At 65.2% G+C, this 15,875-nt stretch carries 17 protein-coding genes; all 17 read right to left on the reverse strand.

From position 1 onward, the window contains the following. Nucleotides 1-14 precede the first annotated feature (14 nt). The 17 genes from CVM50_RS15835 to CVM50_RS15915 all read right to left on the reverse strand — a co-directional run bounded on the left by CVM50_RS15835 (nt 15) and on the right by CVM50_RS15915 (nt 15,859). On the reverse strand, nt 15-794 hold the full coding sequence (locus tag CVM50_RS15835) for a biotin--[acetyl-CoA-carboxylase] ligase (RefSeq protein ID WP_085888404.1): 780 nt from the start codon (nt 792-794) through the stop codon (nt 15-17). A 7-nt stretch (nt 795-801) separates the two neighbouring features. After that, entirely contained in the window at nt 802-2,238 is a 1,437-nt protein-coding gene (nuoN, locus tag CVM50_RS15840; protein WP_085888405.1) for an NADH-quinone oxidoreductase subunit NuoN, read from the reverse strand. A gap of 18 nt (nt 2,239-2,256) precedes the next feature. Then, nucleotides 2,257-3,813: an NADH-quinone oxidoreductase subunit M gene (locus CVM50_RS15845; RefSeq protein ID WP_085888406.1), complete on the reverse strand. Its 1,557-nt coding sequence runs from the start codon at nt 3,811-3,813 to the stop codon at nt 2,257-2,259. Further along, on the reverse strand, nt 3,813-5,939 hold the full coding sequence (gene nuoL, locus CVM50_RS15850) for an NADH-quinone oxidoreductase subunit L (protein ID WP_085888407.1): 2,127 nt from the start codon (nt 5,937-5,939) through the stop codon (nt 3,813-3,815). Before nuoL ends, CVM50_RS15845 begins: the two co-directional genes overlap by 1 nt. 4 nt (nt 5,940-5,943) lie before the next feature. Next, a complete protein-coding gene (nuoK, locus tag CVM50_RS15855; RefSeq protein ID WP_010141392.1) occupies nt 5,944-6,249 on the reverse strand; it encodes an NADH-quinone oxidoreductase subunit NuoK in 306 nt (101 codons plus the stop codon). 239 nt (nt 6,250-6,488) lie between these two features. Next, a complete protein-coding gene (locus CVM50_RS15860) occupies nt 6,489-7,097 on the reverse strand; it encodes an NADH-quinone oxidoreductase subunit J (protein ID WP_085888408.1) in 609 nt (202 codons plus the stop codon). Then, nucleotides 7,094-7,501, reverse strand: a complete 408-nt coding sequence (locus CVM50_RS15865; RefSeq protein WP_085888409.1) for a carboxymuconolactone decarboxylase family protein — start codon at nt 7,499-7,501, stop codon at nt 7,094-7,096. The genes CVM50_RS15860 and CVM50_RS15865 overlap by 4 nt, the downstream gene beginning before the upstream one ends. A gap of 39 nt (nt 7,502-7,540) precedes the next feature. After that, nucleotides 7,541-8,035, reverse strand: a complete 495-nt coding sequence (gene nuoI, locus CVM50_RS15870) for an NADH-quinone oxidoreductase subunit NuoI (RefSeq protein ID WP_085888410.1) — start codon at nt 8,033-8,035, stop codon at nt 7,541-7,543. Nucleotides 8,036-8,037: 2 nt separating this feature from the next. Further along, entirely contained in the window at nt 8,038-9,078 is a 1,041-nt protein-coding gene (gene nuoH, locus CVM50_RS15875; RefSeq protein WP_085888411.1) for an NADH-quinone oxidoreductase subunit NuoH, read from the reverse strand. 6 nt (nt 9,079-9,084) lie between these two features. Further along, nucleotides 9,085-9,522, reverse strand: a complete 438-nt coding sequence (locus CVM50_RS15880) for a hypothetical protein (protein ID WP_085888412.1) — start codon at nt 9,520-9,522, stop codon at nt 9,085-9,087. Next, the gene (nuoG, locus tag CVM50_RS15885; protein ID WP_085888413.1) at nt 9,519-11,534 is read right to left on the reverse strand and encodes an NADH-quinone oxidoreductase subunit NuoG; all 2,016 of its coding nucleotides are present in this window, start codon (nt 11,532-11,534) and stop codon (nt 9,519-9,521) included. Before nuoG ends, CVM50_RS15880 begins: the two co-directional genes overlap by 4 nt. A gap of 6 nt (nt 11,535-11,540) precedes the next feature. Beyond that, entirely contained in the window at nt 11,541-11,975 is a 435-nt protein-coding gene (locus tag CVM50_RS15890) for a DUF5333 domain-containing protein (protein ID WP_085888414.1), read from the reverse strand. Between the two features lie 206 nt (nt 11,976-12,181). Then, nucleotides 12,182-12,553, reverse strand: coding sequence for a hypothetical protein (locus tag CVM50_RS15895; RefSeq protein ID WP_085888415.1), 372 nt, complete (start codon nt 12,551-12,553; stop codon nt 12,182-12,184). A gap of 7 nt (nt 12,554-12,560) precedes the next feature. Then, entirely contained in the window at nt 12,561-13,862 is a 1,302-nt protein-coding gene (nuoF, locus tag CVM50_RS15900) for an NADH-quinone oxidoreductase subunit NuoF (RefSeq protein ID WP_085888416.1), read from the reverse strand. Nucleotides 13,863-13,865: 3 nt separating this feature from the next. Further along, complete coding sequence (locus tag CVM50_RS15905) at nt 13,866-14,102, reverse strand: DUF5337 domain-containing protein (RefSeq protein WP_085888417.1); 237 nt, start codon at nt 14,100-14,102, stop codon at nt 13,866-13,868. Between the two features lie 3 nt (nt 14,103-14,105). Continuing rightward, complete coding sequence (locus CVM50_RS15910; RefSeq protein WP_085888418.1) at nt 14,106-14,711, reverse strand: helix-hairpin-helix domain-containing protein; 606 nt, start codon at nt 14,709-14,711, stop codon at nt 14,106-14,108. A gap of 8 nt (nt 14,712-14,719) precedes the next feature. After that, nucleotides 14,720-15,859 carry an NADH-quinone oxidoreductase subunit E gene (locus CVM50_RS15915; RefSeq protein WP_085888419.1) on the reverse strand — a complete coding sequence of 380 codons (1,140 nt, stop codon included), beginning with the start codon at nt 15,857-15,859 and terminating at the stop codon, nt 14,720-14,722. Nucleotides 15,860-15,875 lie beyond the last annotated feature (16 nt).

The following is a 15,875-nucleotide window of genomic DNA, read 5'->3' on the forward strand; positions in this document are numbered from 1 at the left end:
AAGTTCCCTCCCCCTCAGGCGTGGCCGTCGGTTCCGAAGTGGATATCCGCCGCCGCCACCGCATGGCGCTTGCCGCCGGTGGAAAGCACAAGTTGCCCCTGCGCGTCCACCGTTTCGAAGATGCCCGTCAGCTCATGTGTGCCGAAACGTGCCGTCACCTCTTCGCCCAGGCGCGCGGCGCGGGCCAGCCAGGCGTCGCGCACCGGCGCAAAGCCCCGGCTGGTCAGCACCGCTTCCCAATGCGCATGGGCGGGCGCCAAGGCGTTCAGCATGTCTTCGGGGGGGACGGCGACGCCCAGCTCCCCCGACAGCGACACGGGCCGCAGCGCGCGCGCCTCGACCTCCCCCGCCTCGGGGGCCTGGGCCAGGTTGACGCCGATGCCGATGTTCAGCGCCGCCGGGCGATTGCCCCGGCTCAGCGTCTCCAGCAGGATCCCCGCCAGCTTGCCGCCGTGCAGCAGTACGTCGTTGGGCCATTTCAGCGCGAAGGCCTCGGCCCGGCCGGTCAGGGCGACCAGCGCGTCATGCAGGGCCAGCGATGTGGTGAAGCTGCGCAGGGCCATCTCCTGCGGGCCGGCCTGCAGGGGCAGCACCAGGGAGGCCGCGAAGTTGCCCCTGGGGTGTACCCAAGGCCGCCCGCGCCGACCACGCGCGGCGGTCTGGTTCAGCGCCAGGATCCAAAGCGGTGAGGCCAGACCCGCGGCAAAGCGGGTTCTGGCCTCGTCCAAAGTCGATGTGGTCTCTGCCAGGACCACCCGGTCGATACCGGATGGCCAGCTGTCAAGGGCCGTCACGTCAGGCTCAGTTCACCAGGGCGAGCGAGGCGGCCTGGGCCATGCCCTCGATCCCGAAGAGGTTCACCACGCCAAGCAGCATGATCGCGGCGGAGGCCATGAGGAAGCCCCAGAGGATCGCGCCCTTCGGCTTGTCCAGCGGCTCCTCGGCCTCGCCGAAGTACATGAAGTAGACGATGCGCAGATAGTAGAAGGCACCGATGACCGAGGCGACCACGCCCAGCACGGCCAGCCAGATCAGGCCGGCGTCATAGGCGGCGCGCAGCACGTAGAACTTCCCGAAGAAGCCGACCAGAGGCGGCACGCCTGCCAGCGAGAACATCAGGATCAGCAGCGCCAGCGCCCGGCCCGGGTAGGCCGTCGAATACATCTTCAGCGCGGCGATGTCAGTGACCGGCTGTCCGTCGCGTTCCATGGTCAGGATGAAGGCGAAGACGCCGATATTCATCACCACGTAGATGGCCATGTAGATCAGCATCGCCTGCACGCCGAAGGCGGTGCCTGCGGCCAGGCCCATCAGGGCGAAGCCCATGTGGGTGATCGAGGAATAGGCCATCAGGCGCTTGATGTTGGTCTGGCCAATGGCGGCGATGGAGCCGAGGAACATCGACAGCACGGCGATCAGCGCGATGATCTGCTGCCAGTCGGCAACGATGCCGCCAAAGGCGGAATGCGTCACGCGGGCGAACAGGGCCATGGCGGCGACCTTCGGCGCGGTGGCGAAGAAGGCGGTGATCGGCGTCGGCGCGCCTTCGTAGACGTCCGGCGTCCACATGTGGAACGGCACGGCCGAGACCTTGAAGGACATGCCGGCGATCATGAAGACGACACCGAACAACAGGCCCAGAGGCGCGCGACCGTCTTCAGCAGCCTGGATGATGCCCGAGAACAGCGTGGTGCCCGAGAAGCCGTAGACCAGCGAGGCCCCGTAAAGCAGCATGCCCGAGGACAGCGAGCCCAGCACGAAGTACTTCAGGCCGGATTCCGTCGACTTGATGCTGTCACGGCGCATCGAGGCCACGACGTAGAGGGCCAGCGACATCAGTTCGAGGCCCATGTAGAGCACGATCAGATCCCCGGCGGAGACCATCACCATCATGCCGAGGACCGACAGGGCCACCAGCACGGGGTATTCGAAGTTGGTCACCTTGCGACGGGCGAGGTAGTCCTGCCCCATCACCAGAACGGCCGCGGCGGAGAACAGCACCGCCACCTTGGCGAACTTGGCGAAGCCGTCGGCGTGGAAGGACCCGCCGAAGGCCAGGTCGGCCACGTCGCGACCGGCGATCCACAGGCCCAGCAGGACGAAGACGGCGGCGGTCGCCCAGGTCAGGGGCGCCGTCAGCTTGTCCTTGCCGGTGTAGACCGCACCGACCAGCGCGAGCATCGCGTAAATTGCCAGAACGATTTCCGGCAGGATGACATTCAGATCAGCCTGAAGCATTGTCTCTTGGCCTCCGGTTCAGTGCGATGCGGCCACGGTGGCACCGGTATCGCCGAGGCGATCCGCAGCGGCCAGCGCGGTTTCATGGTTGTCGACGAGCACCCCGACCGACGGGCCGATGATGTCCATCACGAGGCTGGGGTAGACCCCCAGCAGAAGGGTCATGGCGACCAGCGGCGCGAAGATCCACTTCTCGCGGGCCTTCATATCGGTGATCGACCGCAGGCTTTCCTTGATCAGGTCACCCATGACGACCCGACGGTAGAGGAACAGCGCGTAGGAGGCGGACAGGATCACGCCGGAGGCAGCGATCAGGGCGATCCAGGTGTTCACCTGGAAGACGCCGACCAGGGTCAGGAATTCCCCGATGAAGCCGGAGGTGCCCGGCAGGCCGACGTTGGCCATGGTGAAGAACATGAAGATCATCGCATAGGCCGGCATCCGGTTCACCAGGCCGCCGTAGGCGTCGATTTCGCGGGTGTGCATCCGGTCGTAGATCACACCGACGCAGAGGAAGAGCGCGCCCGAGATGAAGCCGTGCGACAGCATCTGGAAGATGGCGCCGTCGAGGCCCTGCTGGTTGGCGGAGAAGATGCCCATGGTCACGTAGCCCATGTGGGCGACCGAGGAGTAGGCGATCAGCTTCTTCATGTCTTCCTGCACCAGCGCCACCAGCGAGGTGTAGACGATCGCGATGGCCGAGATCGCCAGGATAAAGGTCGACATCACGTCGGCCCCCACCGGGAACATCGGCAGGCTGAAGCGCAGGAAGCCGTAGCCGCCCATCTTCAGCAGGATCGCGGCCAGGATGACCGACCCGGCGGTCGGCGCCTGCACGTGGGCGTCGGGCAGCCAGGTGTGCACCGGCCACATCGGCATCTTCACCGCGAAGGAGGCGAAGAAGGCCACGAACAGCAGCGTCTGCATGCCGCCGGTGATGGTCATGCCCAGAACGGTGACCGGCGAGGAGCTGAACTCATGCGCCATCAGCGTCGGGATGTCGGTGGTGCCCGCGTCGGCGAACATCGCCACCATCGCGACCAGCATCAGGACCGACCCGAGGAAGGTGTAGAGGAAGAACTTGAACGAGGCGTAGATGCGGTTCTTGCCGCCCCAGATACCGATGATCAGGAACATCGGGATCAGCGAGGCCTCGAAGAAGAGGTAGAACAGCACCAGGTCCAGCGCCATGAAGACACCCAGCATCAGGGTCTCCAGCAGCAGGAAGGCCATCATGTATTCCTTCACCCGGGTTTTCACTTCCCAGGAGGACCAGATGGTCAGCGGCATGATGAAGGTGGTCAGCAGGACGAAGAGGACCGAGATCCCGTCAACGCCCATCTTGTATTGCAGACCCAGGAGCCAGTCGCGTTCCTCCACGAACTGCATGCCGGTATCCGCCGGATCGAAACCCGCCAGGATGAACAGCGACACCAGGAAGGTCAGCGTGGTGGCGATCAGCGCCACCCACTTCGCGTTACGCTGTGCCGCCTTGTCCTCGCCCCGGAGGAACACGCCCAGGATCACCGCGGCGATCGCGGGCATGAATGTGACGATGGAGAGAAGATTGCTCATTATTCCGCCCCTCCGGTGAGCGTCATCCAGGTTACGAAGACCGCGATGCCGATGACCATCGCAAAGGCGTAGGTGAAGATGTAGCCGGACTGCGCGCGACCAGCGAGGCGGGTGAAGAAGGGAATGATCCCCATGGCCAGCCCGTTGATACCGCCGTCGACGATCTTGCCGTCACCGCCTTTCCAGAACAGCCGGCCAAGCCACGCCGCGGGCCGCACGAAGATGAAGTTGTAGATTTCGTCGAAGTACCACTTGTTCAGCAGGAACAGGTACAGCGGGCGGTTCACCTCGGCCACGCGGGCCGGCAGGCCGGGCTGCTTGATGTACATGACCCAGGCGGTGACGAAACCGATCAGCATGGCGATGAAGGGGCTGACCTTGACCCAGGTGGGGGCATGGTGCGCCTCGTCCATGACGTGGTTGTCGGCCGAGATGTAGATCGCGCCCTGCGGTGCCTCGCCCGTGGCCACGGCGTGACCGGCATCTGCCGCCGCGGTGCCGTGGTCCTCCGCGGCCTCCTCGGTGGCCTGCGCTTCGGTCGTCAGCGCCGCGCCCTCGCCTTCTGCGCCATGGCCTTCAGCCGCGGCTTCGACGTGATGCGGGATCCCGAAGAAGCTGTTGACCTTGTCATGATCGCCGAAGAACTGACCGTACCACAGCATGCCCGAGAAGATCGCGCCAAGGGACAGCACGCCCAGCGGGATCAGCATGACCATCGGGCTTTCATGCGCGTGGTCATGCGTGTGCTTGTCGCCCTTCGCGGGACCGTAGAAGGTCATGAAGATCAGGCGCCAGGAGTAGAAGGAGGTGAACAGCGCGGCGATCACCAGCATCCAGAAGGCATAGCCGCCCTGGGTGCCTGCATAGGCGCTCTCGATGATCGCATCCTTCGACAGGAAGCCGGCGAAACCGATGTGGGTCAGCGGGATGCCGACGCCGGTGATGGCCAGCGTGCCGATCATCATCGCGGCGAAGGTGTAGGGGATCTTCTTCCGCAGGTTGCCGTAGTTCCGCATGTCCTGCTCGTGGTGCATCGCGTGGATGACCGAGCCGGCGCCGAGGAACAGCATCGCCTTGAAGAAGGCGTGGGTCAGCAGGTGGAACATTGCGGCGGAGTAGACGCCGACGCCAGCCGCCACGAACATGTAGCCCAGCTGGGAACAGGTCGAATAGGCGATGACGCGCTTGATGTCGTTCTGCACCAGGCCGACGGTCGCGGCGAAAAAGGCCGTGGTCGCGCCGATGAAGGTGATGAAGGCCATGGTTTCGGGGGCGTATTCCATGATCGGCGACATGCGGCAGATCATGAAGACACCCGCGGTGACCATGGTGGCCGCGTGGATCAGCGCCGACACGGGCGTCGGGCCTTCCATCGCGTCCGGCAGCCAGGTGTGCAGGAACAGCTGTGCCGATTTACCGGCCGCACCGATGAACAGCAGGAAGGCAATCAGGTTCGCCGCGTTCCAGTCGCGCCACAGGAAGTGCAGCGTCGTCTCACCCAGGATCGCACCCGAGGCAAAGATCACGTCCAGCGAGATGCTGTCGGTCAGGAAGAACAGGCCCATGATGCCCAGCAGGAAGCCGAAGTCACCGACCCGGTTCACCACGAAGGCCTTCATGGCCGCCGCGCCCGCCGAGGGTTTCTTGTAGTAGAAGCCGATCAGCAGGTAGGAGGCGACGCCCACGCCTTCCCAGCCGAAGAACATCTGCACCAGGTTGTCCGAGGTCACCAGCGACAGCATCGCGAAGGTGAAGAAGGACAGGTAGGCGAAGAAGCGGGGGCGATATTCCTCGCCCTCCTTGAAGTTCTCGTCATGCGCCATGTAGCCGAAGCTGTAGAGGTGCACGAGCGCCGAGACGGTGGTCACCACGATCAGCATGATCGAGGTCAGCCGGTCCAGGCGAATGCCCCAGGAGGTCGAGAGCGAGCCGCTTTCGATCCAGCGCAGCAGTTCGATGTGCTGCGCCTCATCGGGGGTGGTGAAGAAGGTGATCCAGCTGAGCAGGCAGATCAGGAACAGAACGCCGGTCGTGAGGATCTGCGCGCCCTTCACGCCGATCAGCCGCCAGCCGAAGCCGGCGATGATGGCGCTGACAAGCGGCGCGAGAAGAATGATGGGGACCATGGGCTCAGCCTTTCATCACGTTGACGTCTTCCACGGCGATGGTGCCGCGGTTGCGGAAGAAGCAGACGAGAATGGCAAGCCCGATCGCCGCCTCCGCTGCGGCCACCGTCAGGACGAAAAGGGTGAAGACCTGGCCGGCGAGATCCCCGAGGAAGCTGGAGAAGGCCACAAGGTTGATGTTCACCGACAGCAGGATCAGTTCGATGCTCATCAGCAGGATGATCACGTTCTTCCGGTTCAGGAAGATCCCGAAGATCCCGATGACGAACAGCGCCGCCGCCACCGTGAGGTAATGTTCGATTCCGATCATCCGCGGTCTCCTTCTGCTTTCGGTCCCGCCTTGCAGCCCTTGGCGAGGCCAACGGTGACGGGCAGGAAGACGCCCGCGAAAATGATGGCTATCCAGCTGGCAATGCTCATCGCTGTCCCGTTTCCCTCCCCCGGATCGGTCCGGGGTCGCTTTTCAATTTCTTTGAAGCCGGCCTCGGCCTGCTCCGGGTTTATTTCGCCCCGGGCGCACCCGGGGCCAATCTGACACCGGTCAGAGGCTCAAAGCCCCTGCCCCGGTTTCACATCTTTCAGTTCCATCGCCTTGGCCGGGTCGCGCCACATCTGGTGCAGCACGTTCTGGCGCTTGACGTTCGGACGGTGGCGCAGGGTCAGCACGATCGCCCCGATCATCGCGACCAGCAGGACCATGCCCGCCAGCTGGAAGACCAGGAAGTACTGTTCGTAGATCAGCAGGCCCAGGGCCGCGGTGTTCTGCACATCCGTGGGCGCGACGGCCAGGCGCGCGGCCTTTGCCGTTTCCGCCTCGGTCCAGGACCCGAAGGCCAGGCCGAACTGCATCAGCAGGATCACACCGATCAGCAGCGCCAGCGGCATGTACTTGGCCATTTCCGCCTTAAGCTCGGCGAAGTCGACATCCAGCATCATCACCACGAAGAGGAACAGCACGGCGACTGCCCCGACGTAGACGATGACCAGCAGCATCGCGACGAACTCGGCGCCCAGCAGGACGAAGAGGCCCGCCGCGCTGAGGAACGACAGGATCAGCCACAGCACCGAATGCACCGGGTTTCGCGAGATCACCGTGAACAGGCCACCGGCCAGCACGCAGAGCGCGAAAAGGTAAAAGGAGAAGGCGGCGACAGTCATGTCTCATCATCCTCTTGCTCGTCCATGACCTCTTTCGCCAGTTGGGCGGCCTTGGTCATGGCGGGAATACCGGCGAACATCGACATCTGTGCGATGGCCTCGGCGATTTCTTGTTTCTTCGCGCCCGCCTCCAGAAGGTGGCGCACGGTGACGCGCAACTGGCTTTCGGCCTGTGCGCCCTGCATCGTCAGACCCGCGAGGGTCAGGAACAGGCGGGTCTTTGCGTCCAGCCCATCCTTGTTGACGGTGTTGCCGAAGGCGAACTCCATCCATTCCTTGGGCATCGTCGGCCAGAGCGCCTCGAACCCCTTGGGGGTGAAGCTCTCCAGCGCCGGGTTCATGGACTTGGCCATGTCCTGGGCATGCCGGATGAACATCTCGAACGGGTTCTGGGAGTCAGCCACGGGCGCCCCCCTTCCCTGTCGTATGTCCCCTGGAACAGATCATCGGTACGGCGCGTCCAGCTCCAGGTTGCGGGCGATCTCGGCTTCCCAGCGGGCGCCGTTATCCAGAAGCTTGTCCTTGTCGTAGAACAGCTCCTCCCGGGTTTCGGTCGCGAACTCGAAGTTCGGGCCCTCGACGATGGCATCCACCGGGCAGGCTTCCTGGCAGAAGCCGCAGTAGATGCACTTCGTCATGTCGATGTCGTAGCGCGTGGTCCGGCGGGAGCCGTCTTCACGCGGTTCGGCGTCGATGGTGATGGCCTGCGCGGGGCAGATCGCCTCGCACAGCTTGCAGGCGATGCAGCGCTCTTCCCCGTTGGGGTAGCGACGCAGCGCATGTTCACCGCGGAAGCGGGGCGACAGCGGCCCCTTTTCATGCGGGTAGTTCAGCGTGGCTTTCGGCTTCACCAGGTACTTCAGGCCCATCTTGAAGCCTTTGAAGATGTCCATCAGCAGGAAGTACTTGGCGGCGCGGGTGTAGTCGACGCTTGCCATGATCAGCCTCCAATCATCCAGCGGGCATAGGCACCGCCGAAGAGTTCGAATTTCGCGAGGAACGCCACCAGCACGACCCAGCCCAGCGACAGCGGCAGGAAGACCTTCCAGCCGATGCGCATCAGCTGGTCGTAGCGGTAACGCGGCACCACCGACTTGGTCAGGGCGAAGATGAAGAACACCAGCGCGCATTTGCCGAAGAACCACAGGAAGCCGTCAGGCAGACCCGGGATTGGCGACAGCCAGCCGCCGAAGAACAGCGTGGTGGTCAGCGCGCACATCAGCACGATGGCGACATATTCCCCGATCATGAACAGCAGGAACGGGGTCGAGCTGTATTCCACCTGGTAACCGGCCACCAGTTCCGATTCCGCTTCCGGAAGGTCGAAGGGCGGGCGGTTGGTTTCGGCATGGGCCGAGATCAGGAAGAGGAAGAGCATCGGGAAGTGTGGCAGCCAGTACCAGCTGAAGATGCCGTAGCCTGTATCCTGCGCCGCCACGATGTCACCGAAGTTCATCGAGCCGGTCGAGATGACGATGCCGATGATGATCAGACCCAGCGACACCTCGTAGGAGATCATCTGCGCGGCAGAGCGCAGCGACCCCAGGAAGGGATATTTCGAGTTGGACGCCCAGCCCCCCATGATCACGCCGTAGACCTCAAGCGAGGAGACGGCGAAGACATAGAGGATCGCCACGTTGATGTCCGACAGGACCCAGCCATCGTTGAAGGGGATGACCGCCCAGGCGACCATCGCCAGGACAAAGCTCATCAGGGGTGCCAGGAAGAAGACGAACTTGTCGGCGCCCGCCGGCACCACGACCTCCTTCAGGATATACTTGCCGAAGTCGGCGAAGCTCTGCAGCAGACCGAAGACGCCGACCACGTTGGGTCCGCGACGCAGCTGGACAGCAGCCCAGACCTTGCGATCCGCATAAAGCAGAAAGGCGAGGCACACCAGCAGGGGCACCACGATCAAAAGCACCTGTCCAACAATCGTCAGTAGGATGCCTAGCGGGTTAGAGGTGAAAAACTCAGCCATGTGTCCTCACACCGTCGGTATTCCGTTTTCCGCGCAATGCGCAGCGACAACTTCCGCATCGATCGTGCGCAAACCCTCGGGCAGGGCTGCCGAGACGGTATAAACCGCATCTGCTTCCCAGTGACCAGAGACCTCGGCGACATTTGTGCGCAGATGTCTTGCAAATCCGTAGCCGCGGATCAGCGCATATTGCGCCGCCGCACATTCCGCGTAGTCCGAGACATCCTCGGGCCCGCGCGCCCCCCGCATGGAGACGTGGAAATTCACCAGGTCCCCATCCAGAAGGCGGGTCTCGATCCCGTCATAGGCCAGCGCGGCGGCCGGCATCTGCGCGGCACGGGTGGCGGGCTGCGACGCGCAGCTGCCCTCCGGACCGGCGCAGGGCGTACCGCACCCGCTGAGGACCGCGAGGGCCCCGGAACCTATGATCGCGGAAACCTTCATTCAGCCGCCATCGGCGCAGCGGCGCGGTCTGCCGCCATCTTCGACAGTTCCGCCATGACTTCCGACGCACGGGCGATCGGGTTGGTCAGGTAGAAGTCGCGGATGGGCGAGCCGAAGGGCGCGCTGCCCAGGGCCTTGCCGCTGACCGGGGTCCAGTCGTTTTCCGGCACCTGGTCGATCTTGGCCAGGTGCGGCACCGCGGCGACCAGCTTCTGGCGAAGCTGCGCAAGGCTGTCGAAGGGCAGCGTCGCGTCCAGCTCGGCCGACAGGGCCCGCAGGATCGCCCAGTTTTCCTTGGCGTCGCCGGGGGCGAAGCCCGCGCGCATGGCCAGTTGGGGACGACCTTCGGTGTTCACGAACAGGCCGTTTTCCTCAGTGTAGGCCGCGCCCGGCAGGATCACGTCGGCGCGGTGTGCGCCGCGGTCGCCATGGCTGCCCTGGTAGATCACGAAGGGACCCTCGGGGATCTCGATCTCGTCGGCGCCCAGGTTATAGACCACCTCGGCGGAGGCGGCATAGGCAATGCCCCCTTCCGAGACGGCGCCCAGGTCCATCGCACCGACGCGCGAGGCGGCGGTGTGCAGAACCATGAATTTCGAGCCAGTTGCCTCGGCCAGGGCCTGGGCGGCAGCCAGAACATCGGCGCCATCCTCGGCGGTCAGGGCGCCCTGCCCCACCACGACGACCGACGGTGCATCCTTCACCTCGTCCGAGACACCCTTGGCGGCATCGGTCAGGGCGGTGCGACCGTCGCCGGCATGGGCGTGTTCGTAGGTCAGATCGGCATCTTCGCCGATCATCGTCACGGTCGCGCCCTTCAGCCAGGCCTTGCGGATCCGGGCGTTCAGCACCGGCGCCTCGACGGCGGGGTTGGTGCCGACCAGGAAGACGTTCCGGGCGCTATCCAGGTCCTCTATCTTAGCCGTGCCGACATAGGCCGAGCGGTTGCCGGCGGGCAGCTTGGCGTCATCGACTCGACATTCTACCTCGCCGTCCAGGCTGGTCACCAGCTCCTTCAGGGCGAAGGCCGCCTCGGTGGAGGCCAGGTCACCGACCAGGCCCATGATCTTCTTGCCCTTCATCGCACTCGCCGCGGCGGCCAGCGCCTCAGGCCAGGTGGCCGGCTTCAGCTTGCCGTCGACGCGCACATAGGGACGGTCGAGGCGCTGACGGCGCAAGCCGTCCCAGACGAAGCGAGTCTTGTCGGAAATCCATTCCTCGTTCACGCCATCATGGTTGCGCGGCAGGAAACGCATGACTTCGCGCCCCTTGGTGTCCACGCGGATGCTGGAGCCGAGCGCGTCCATCACGTCGATGCTCTCGGTCTTGGTCAGCTCCCAGGGACGGGCGGTGAAGCTGTAGGGTTTCGACACCAGCGCGCCCACGGGGCACAGGTCGATGATGTTGCCCTGCAGGTTCGAGTTCAGCGTCTCGTTCAGGTAGCTGGTGATCTCAGCATCTTCGCCGCGCCCGGTCTGGCCCATCTGGCTGATGCCCGCGACCTCGGTCGTGAAGCGCACGCAGCGCGTGCAGGAGATGCAGCGGGTCATGTGGGTCTCGACCAGCGGGCCCAGGTCCAGGTCGTCGGTCGCCCGCTTCGCCTCGCGGTAGCGGGAGAAGTCGACGCCATAGGCCATCGCCTGGTCCTGCAGGTCGCATTCACCGCCCTGGTCGCAGATCGGGCAATCCAGCGGGTGGTTGATCAGCAGAAACTCCATCACGCCTTCGCGCGCCTTCTTCACCATCGGCGAGGTGGTCTTGATGACCGGCGGCGCGCCGTCGGGACCGGGGCGCATGTCCTTGACCTGCATCGCGCAGGACGCGGCGGGCTTCGGCGGGCCGCCGACGACCTCGACCAGGCACATGCGGCAGTTGCCGGCGATGGACAGACGTTCGTGGTAGCAGAAGCGCGGCACCTCGATCCCGGCCTGTTCACAGGCCTGCAGCAGCGTCAGGGCCGGATCGACCTCGATCTCCTGGTCGTCGATGATGATCTTGCGAAGGTCAGACATGGGTGCTCACTTTGCTTTCAAGAGGGCGCCGATCCGGCTGTTCCGTGCGATCTCGGCGCTGCCGAGGCTGCACAGGTCCGCCGAGACATCGGGGTCCAGTCCTTGGGATTTCACGTATTGCTCGCCCAGCTCGCGCATGCGCGCCTTTTCGGCATCGCTGGTGGCGTATTCCTCGATTTGCGCGTTCGAATAGCCCAGGTTACGGGCCTGGCCGCGCAGGTCGTTCAGCACCAGCAGCCCCTTGAGGTTGCGCGGCGCGATCTGATCGCACTTGTCGCTGATCTCGATCGCCAGGGCGACCCAGAGCATGTTGCGGTCGATCTCCTCGACCTCGCGCAGGGGCGGCAGGTCATTGCTGGCACGCGCGGCGCCGGGCAGGACCAGGGTGAGGGCCAGCGCGGTGGCGGCAACAGGGGCAAAGGCGGAGAATGCAGGTTTCATGGGATGTCCTTTCTGCGGGGTGATCCCCCGCAGATCGAGATCCGACGCCTTGCTATTCAATAGCAGGGCCCGCGCGTGGGCGCCCATGCGCCGAAGACCGCCCAAGACGCGGCGCAGCACCGCAGATCCCGCCCGCGCCGCGAGGCCCGTGCCGGACGGCCCCGGACGGATCGCGGCCCGCTGGGCCGGGGGATATGCGGCGCGGATCACCATCCGCGGCAGGTTCCGGACATGACCAGCGACCCGTCCTGGAAGAGCAGCGCGCCCTCCTCGGCATCGGGATTGCTGGCGCCCCATTCGATCCGGCTGTCACCGAAGTATGCGATGCAGTGGGTGGTCGCCTCCAGGCGTCCCGCCTCGCGCGCACCGGCCAGGCTCTTGCCTGCGTCGCGGACGGTGACGGTGAAGGCCGCAGGGGACTCCTTCTCGAAGGCCACCTTGGCGCGGAAGTATTGCCCGTCGAACACCGGACGGTTGCTGCTGGCCCAGGGGGTCAGCCGCGAGCAGGCGCTCAGGCTCAGCCCGACGCAGGCCACGAGGGCCAGCCGGGTCGCGATCTTGGAGGCGGACAGGGTCATCATGCGATCATTCCGCCGCGGTCAGGATGGTGGTGGACCGGCCGGTCTTCTGGCGCTTGATCCGGTCCTCGATCTCGTCGCGGAAGTGGCGGATCAGGCCCTGGATCGGCCAGGCGGCCGCGTCGCCCAGGGCGCAGATGGTGTGGCCCTCGACCTGCTTGGTCACGTCCAGCAGCATGTCGATCTCTTCCGGCTCGGCCTCGCCGGTCACCAGGCGATCCATGACCCGCATCATCCAGCCGGTGCCTTCGCGGCAGGGCGTGCACTGGCCGCAGCTCTCATGCTTGAAGAATTTGGCCAGGCGCCACACGGCCTTCACCACGTCGACGGAGTTGTCCATGACGATCATGCAGCCGGTGCCGAAGCTCGACTGGTTCTGACGCATCCAGTCGAAGTCGAAGATCGCGTCTTCCAGCTTCTCCTTCGGCAGAACCGGGCAGGAGGCGCCACCGGGGATGATGGCCTTCAGGTTGTCCCAGCCGCCGCGAATGCCGCCGCCGTGGGTCTCGATGATCTCACGGACCGAAAGCGACATCTGCTCTTCGAAGACGCAGGGCGTGTTCACGTGGCCGGTCAGCGCCATCAGCTTGGTGCCGGCGTTGTTCGGACGGCCGAAGCTGCTGAACCATTCCGGGCCGCGGCGCAGGATGGTGGGCACGACGGCGATGGATTCGACGTTGTTCACCGTGGTCGGGCAGCCATAGAGGCCGGCACCGGCCGGGAACGGCGGCTTCATCCGTGGCATGCCCTTCTTGCCTTCCAGGCTTTCGATCAGCGCGGTTTCCTCGCCGCAGATGTAGGCCCCTGCCCCGTGGTGCAGGTAGATGTCGAAGTCATATCCCGACTTGCTGGCGTTCTTGCCGATCAGACCGGCCTCGTAGGCCTCGTCGATGGCCGCCTGCAGGGCTTCCTTCTCGCGGATGTATTCGCCGCGGATGTAGATATAGGCCGCGACCGCGTTCATCGCGAAACCGGCAATCAGGCAGCCCTCGATCAGCGTATGCGGATCGTGGCGCATGATCTCGCGGTCCTTGCAGGTCGCGGGCTCGGATTCGTCGGCGTTGACCACCAGATAGGCGGGCCGGCCGTCGCTTTCCTTCGGCATGAAGGACCACTTCAGCCCGGTGGGGAAGCCCGCGCCGCCACGGCCGCGCAGCCCGCTATCCTTCACCTGCTGGATGATCCAGTCGCGCCCGTTGGCAAGAATGCCCGCGGTGCCATCCCAATGGCCACGTGCCTGCGCGCCTTTCAGCGTGCGGTCGTTCATGCCGTAGAGATTGGTAAAGATACGATCCTGATCCTTGAGCATGTCTTACCCTTTGTCATCCCGGCGCGCACGCCAGATCTGCGCCACAACCACCAGCGCCCAGACGAAGGCGGCAATGGCGGCAAAATCGAACAGGAAGACGAAACGTTCAGGCAGGCCAAGCTGGCCGCCCACGACCTGAAGCGCCATCCAGAGCACCATGGTCACCGCGATCACGATTCCCACCAGGCGCCCCTTGCGGGCCAGCTCCAGGTCTTTTGCCCTGTCTTCCGTCATCTCCATTCCTCAGCCCGCCCCATTGGCGGCGGACAGCTCTTGCGCCTGGGCGATCCAGCCGTCACGGCTGGCCCGGCCCCGGGCACCTTTCACGTTCTCGTCGACCCAGGCCAGGTCGGCCTCGGTCCAGGCGGCGATCTGATCGAACCGGGTGATCCCGGCAGCGGCCAGCGCCTCGGCCAGTTTGGGCCCCACGCCCTTCAGCTGCTGCAGGTCATCCGGCGTAGCGGCAGGCGCGGCAGCGGACGGCTTGGCAGCGGCAGGGGCCGCCTCGGCGTCTTCCGGGGCCGCCTCGGCACGTGTCGCGACCGGCGCGGCAATCCCCTCGGCCTCGGGCGCCTTACGCGCTGCCGGGCCCGGCTGGACCTCACCACGCGGCGCCGCGACCGCATCGGCGGCCTGCGTTCCGGCGGTTGCCACGGGCCCCTGCCCCGCGTTGTCCTGACAGACGAAGCGTTGCAGTCCGATCACCAGGCCCGCACCGACCAGAACGGCCAGCACCAGCGCGCCCAGGAACCCCAGCGGGGCGGTCAGACCGATGAGCAGCGCAAGCGCCAGAGCAGCGCCAAGCGCCTGCCCCGTCGTCCTGCAAAGATCGCTGCTCATCATCGCCATGACCTAGTTCACTTGTCCTTGTCGCCGGAGGCCAGCGCCTGCGCCTGCCCCACCCAATCGTCACGGCTGACCCGGCCCTTGAAGCCGACCAGGTTCTGGTCCGCCCAGGCGACCTGTGCCGCATCCCAGGCGGCGATCTGGTCGAAGTGGTAGATGCCGATCTCGTTCAGCACGCTTTCCAGCTTCGGCCCGACGCCGGAGATTTCCTTCAGGTTGTCGGCCTTGCCGTCGCGCGGACCGTCCAGCGCCTCGGGCTTCTCTCCCTCGCCCGCCGCTTCGATCGCCTCGACGGAAATCGCGGGTTCGGGCTTGCCAGTGGCTTCCGCCTCGGCGGCCTGCTTGGTCACGCCGGTCTCGTCGGCGGGCTTGCCGGCTGCGGGCGTCGCCTCCTGCTCGACCACGGGCTTTTCAGCCGGGCCTTCGGGCTTCGTCGCGGGCTTGGCGTTCAGCCAGGGGGTCAGGATCGGCACCTCGGTGCCGTCGATCCGCTTGACGGTGTCGCCCAGTTCGACGGCCAACGCGACGGAGGCGTTATGCTCCAGCTTGTCGTCGGCCCATTGCTTCAGCGCCACGGGTCCACCCGCCGGCTCGGAGGAGAAACGACCGATCTCGGACCCCGGGGTCGGCACCTCGCCTGCGGCCAGCTGGTCCAGCAGCTTGGCCAGACCCTCGGCGGTCAGATCCTCGTAGTAGTCCTTGCCGATCTGGGCCATCGGCGCATTGGCGCAGGCGCCCAGGCATTCGACTTCTTCCCAGGAGAACTTGCCGTCGGCGGACAGCGCGTGCGCCTTCGGCGCGATCTTTTCCTTGCAGACCCCGATCAGGTCCTCAGCGCCGCAGATCATGCAGGTGGTGGTGCCGCAGATCTGGATATGCGCGACCGAGCCCGTGGGCTGCAGCTGGAACATGAAGTAGAAGGTCGCAACCTCCAGCGCGCGAATATAGGCCAGGCCCAGAAGGTCGGCCACGTATTCGATCGCAGGCTGGCTCAGCCAGCCTTCCTGCTCCTGGGCGCGCCACAGCAGCGGGATGATGGCAGAGGCCTGACGGCCTTCCGGATACTTCGAAATCTGGCCCTCGGCCCATTTCATGTTCGCCTCGGTGAAGGCGAAGCTCTCCGGCTGTTCGTGGTGCAGGCGTCTCAGCATCGGCTCAGGTCCCGTC

Origin of the sequence: Pseudooceanicola marinus (assembly GCF_002786295.1) — a bacterium.
Taxonomy (GTDB): Bacteria; Pseudomonadota; Alphaproteobacteria; order Rhodobacterales; family Rhodobacteraceae; genus Pseudooceanicola; species Pseudooceanicola marinus.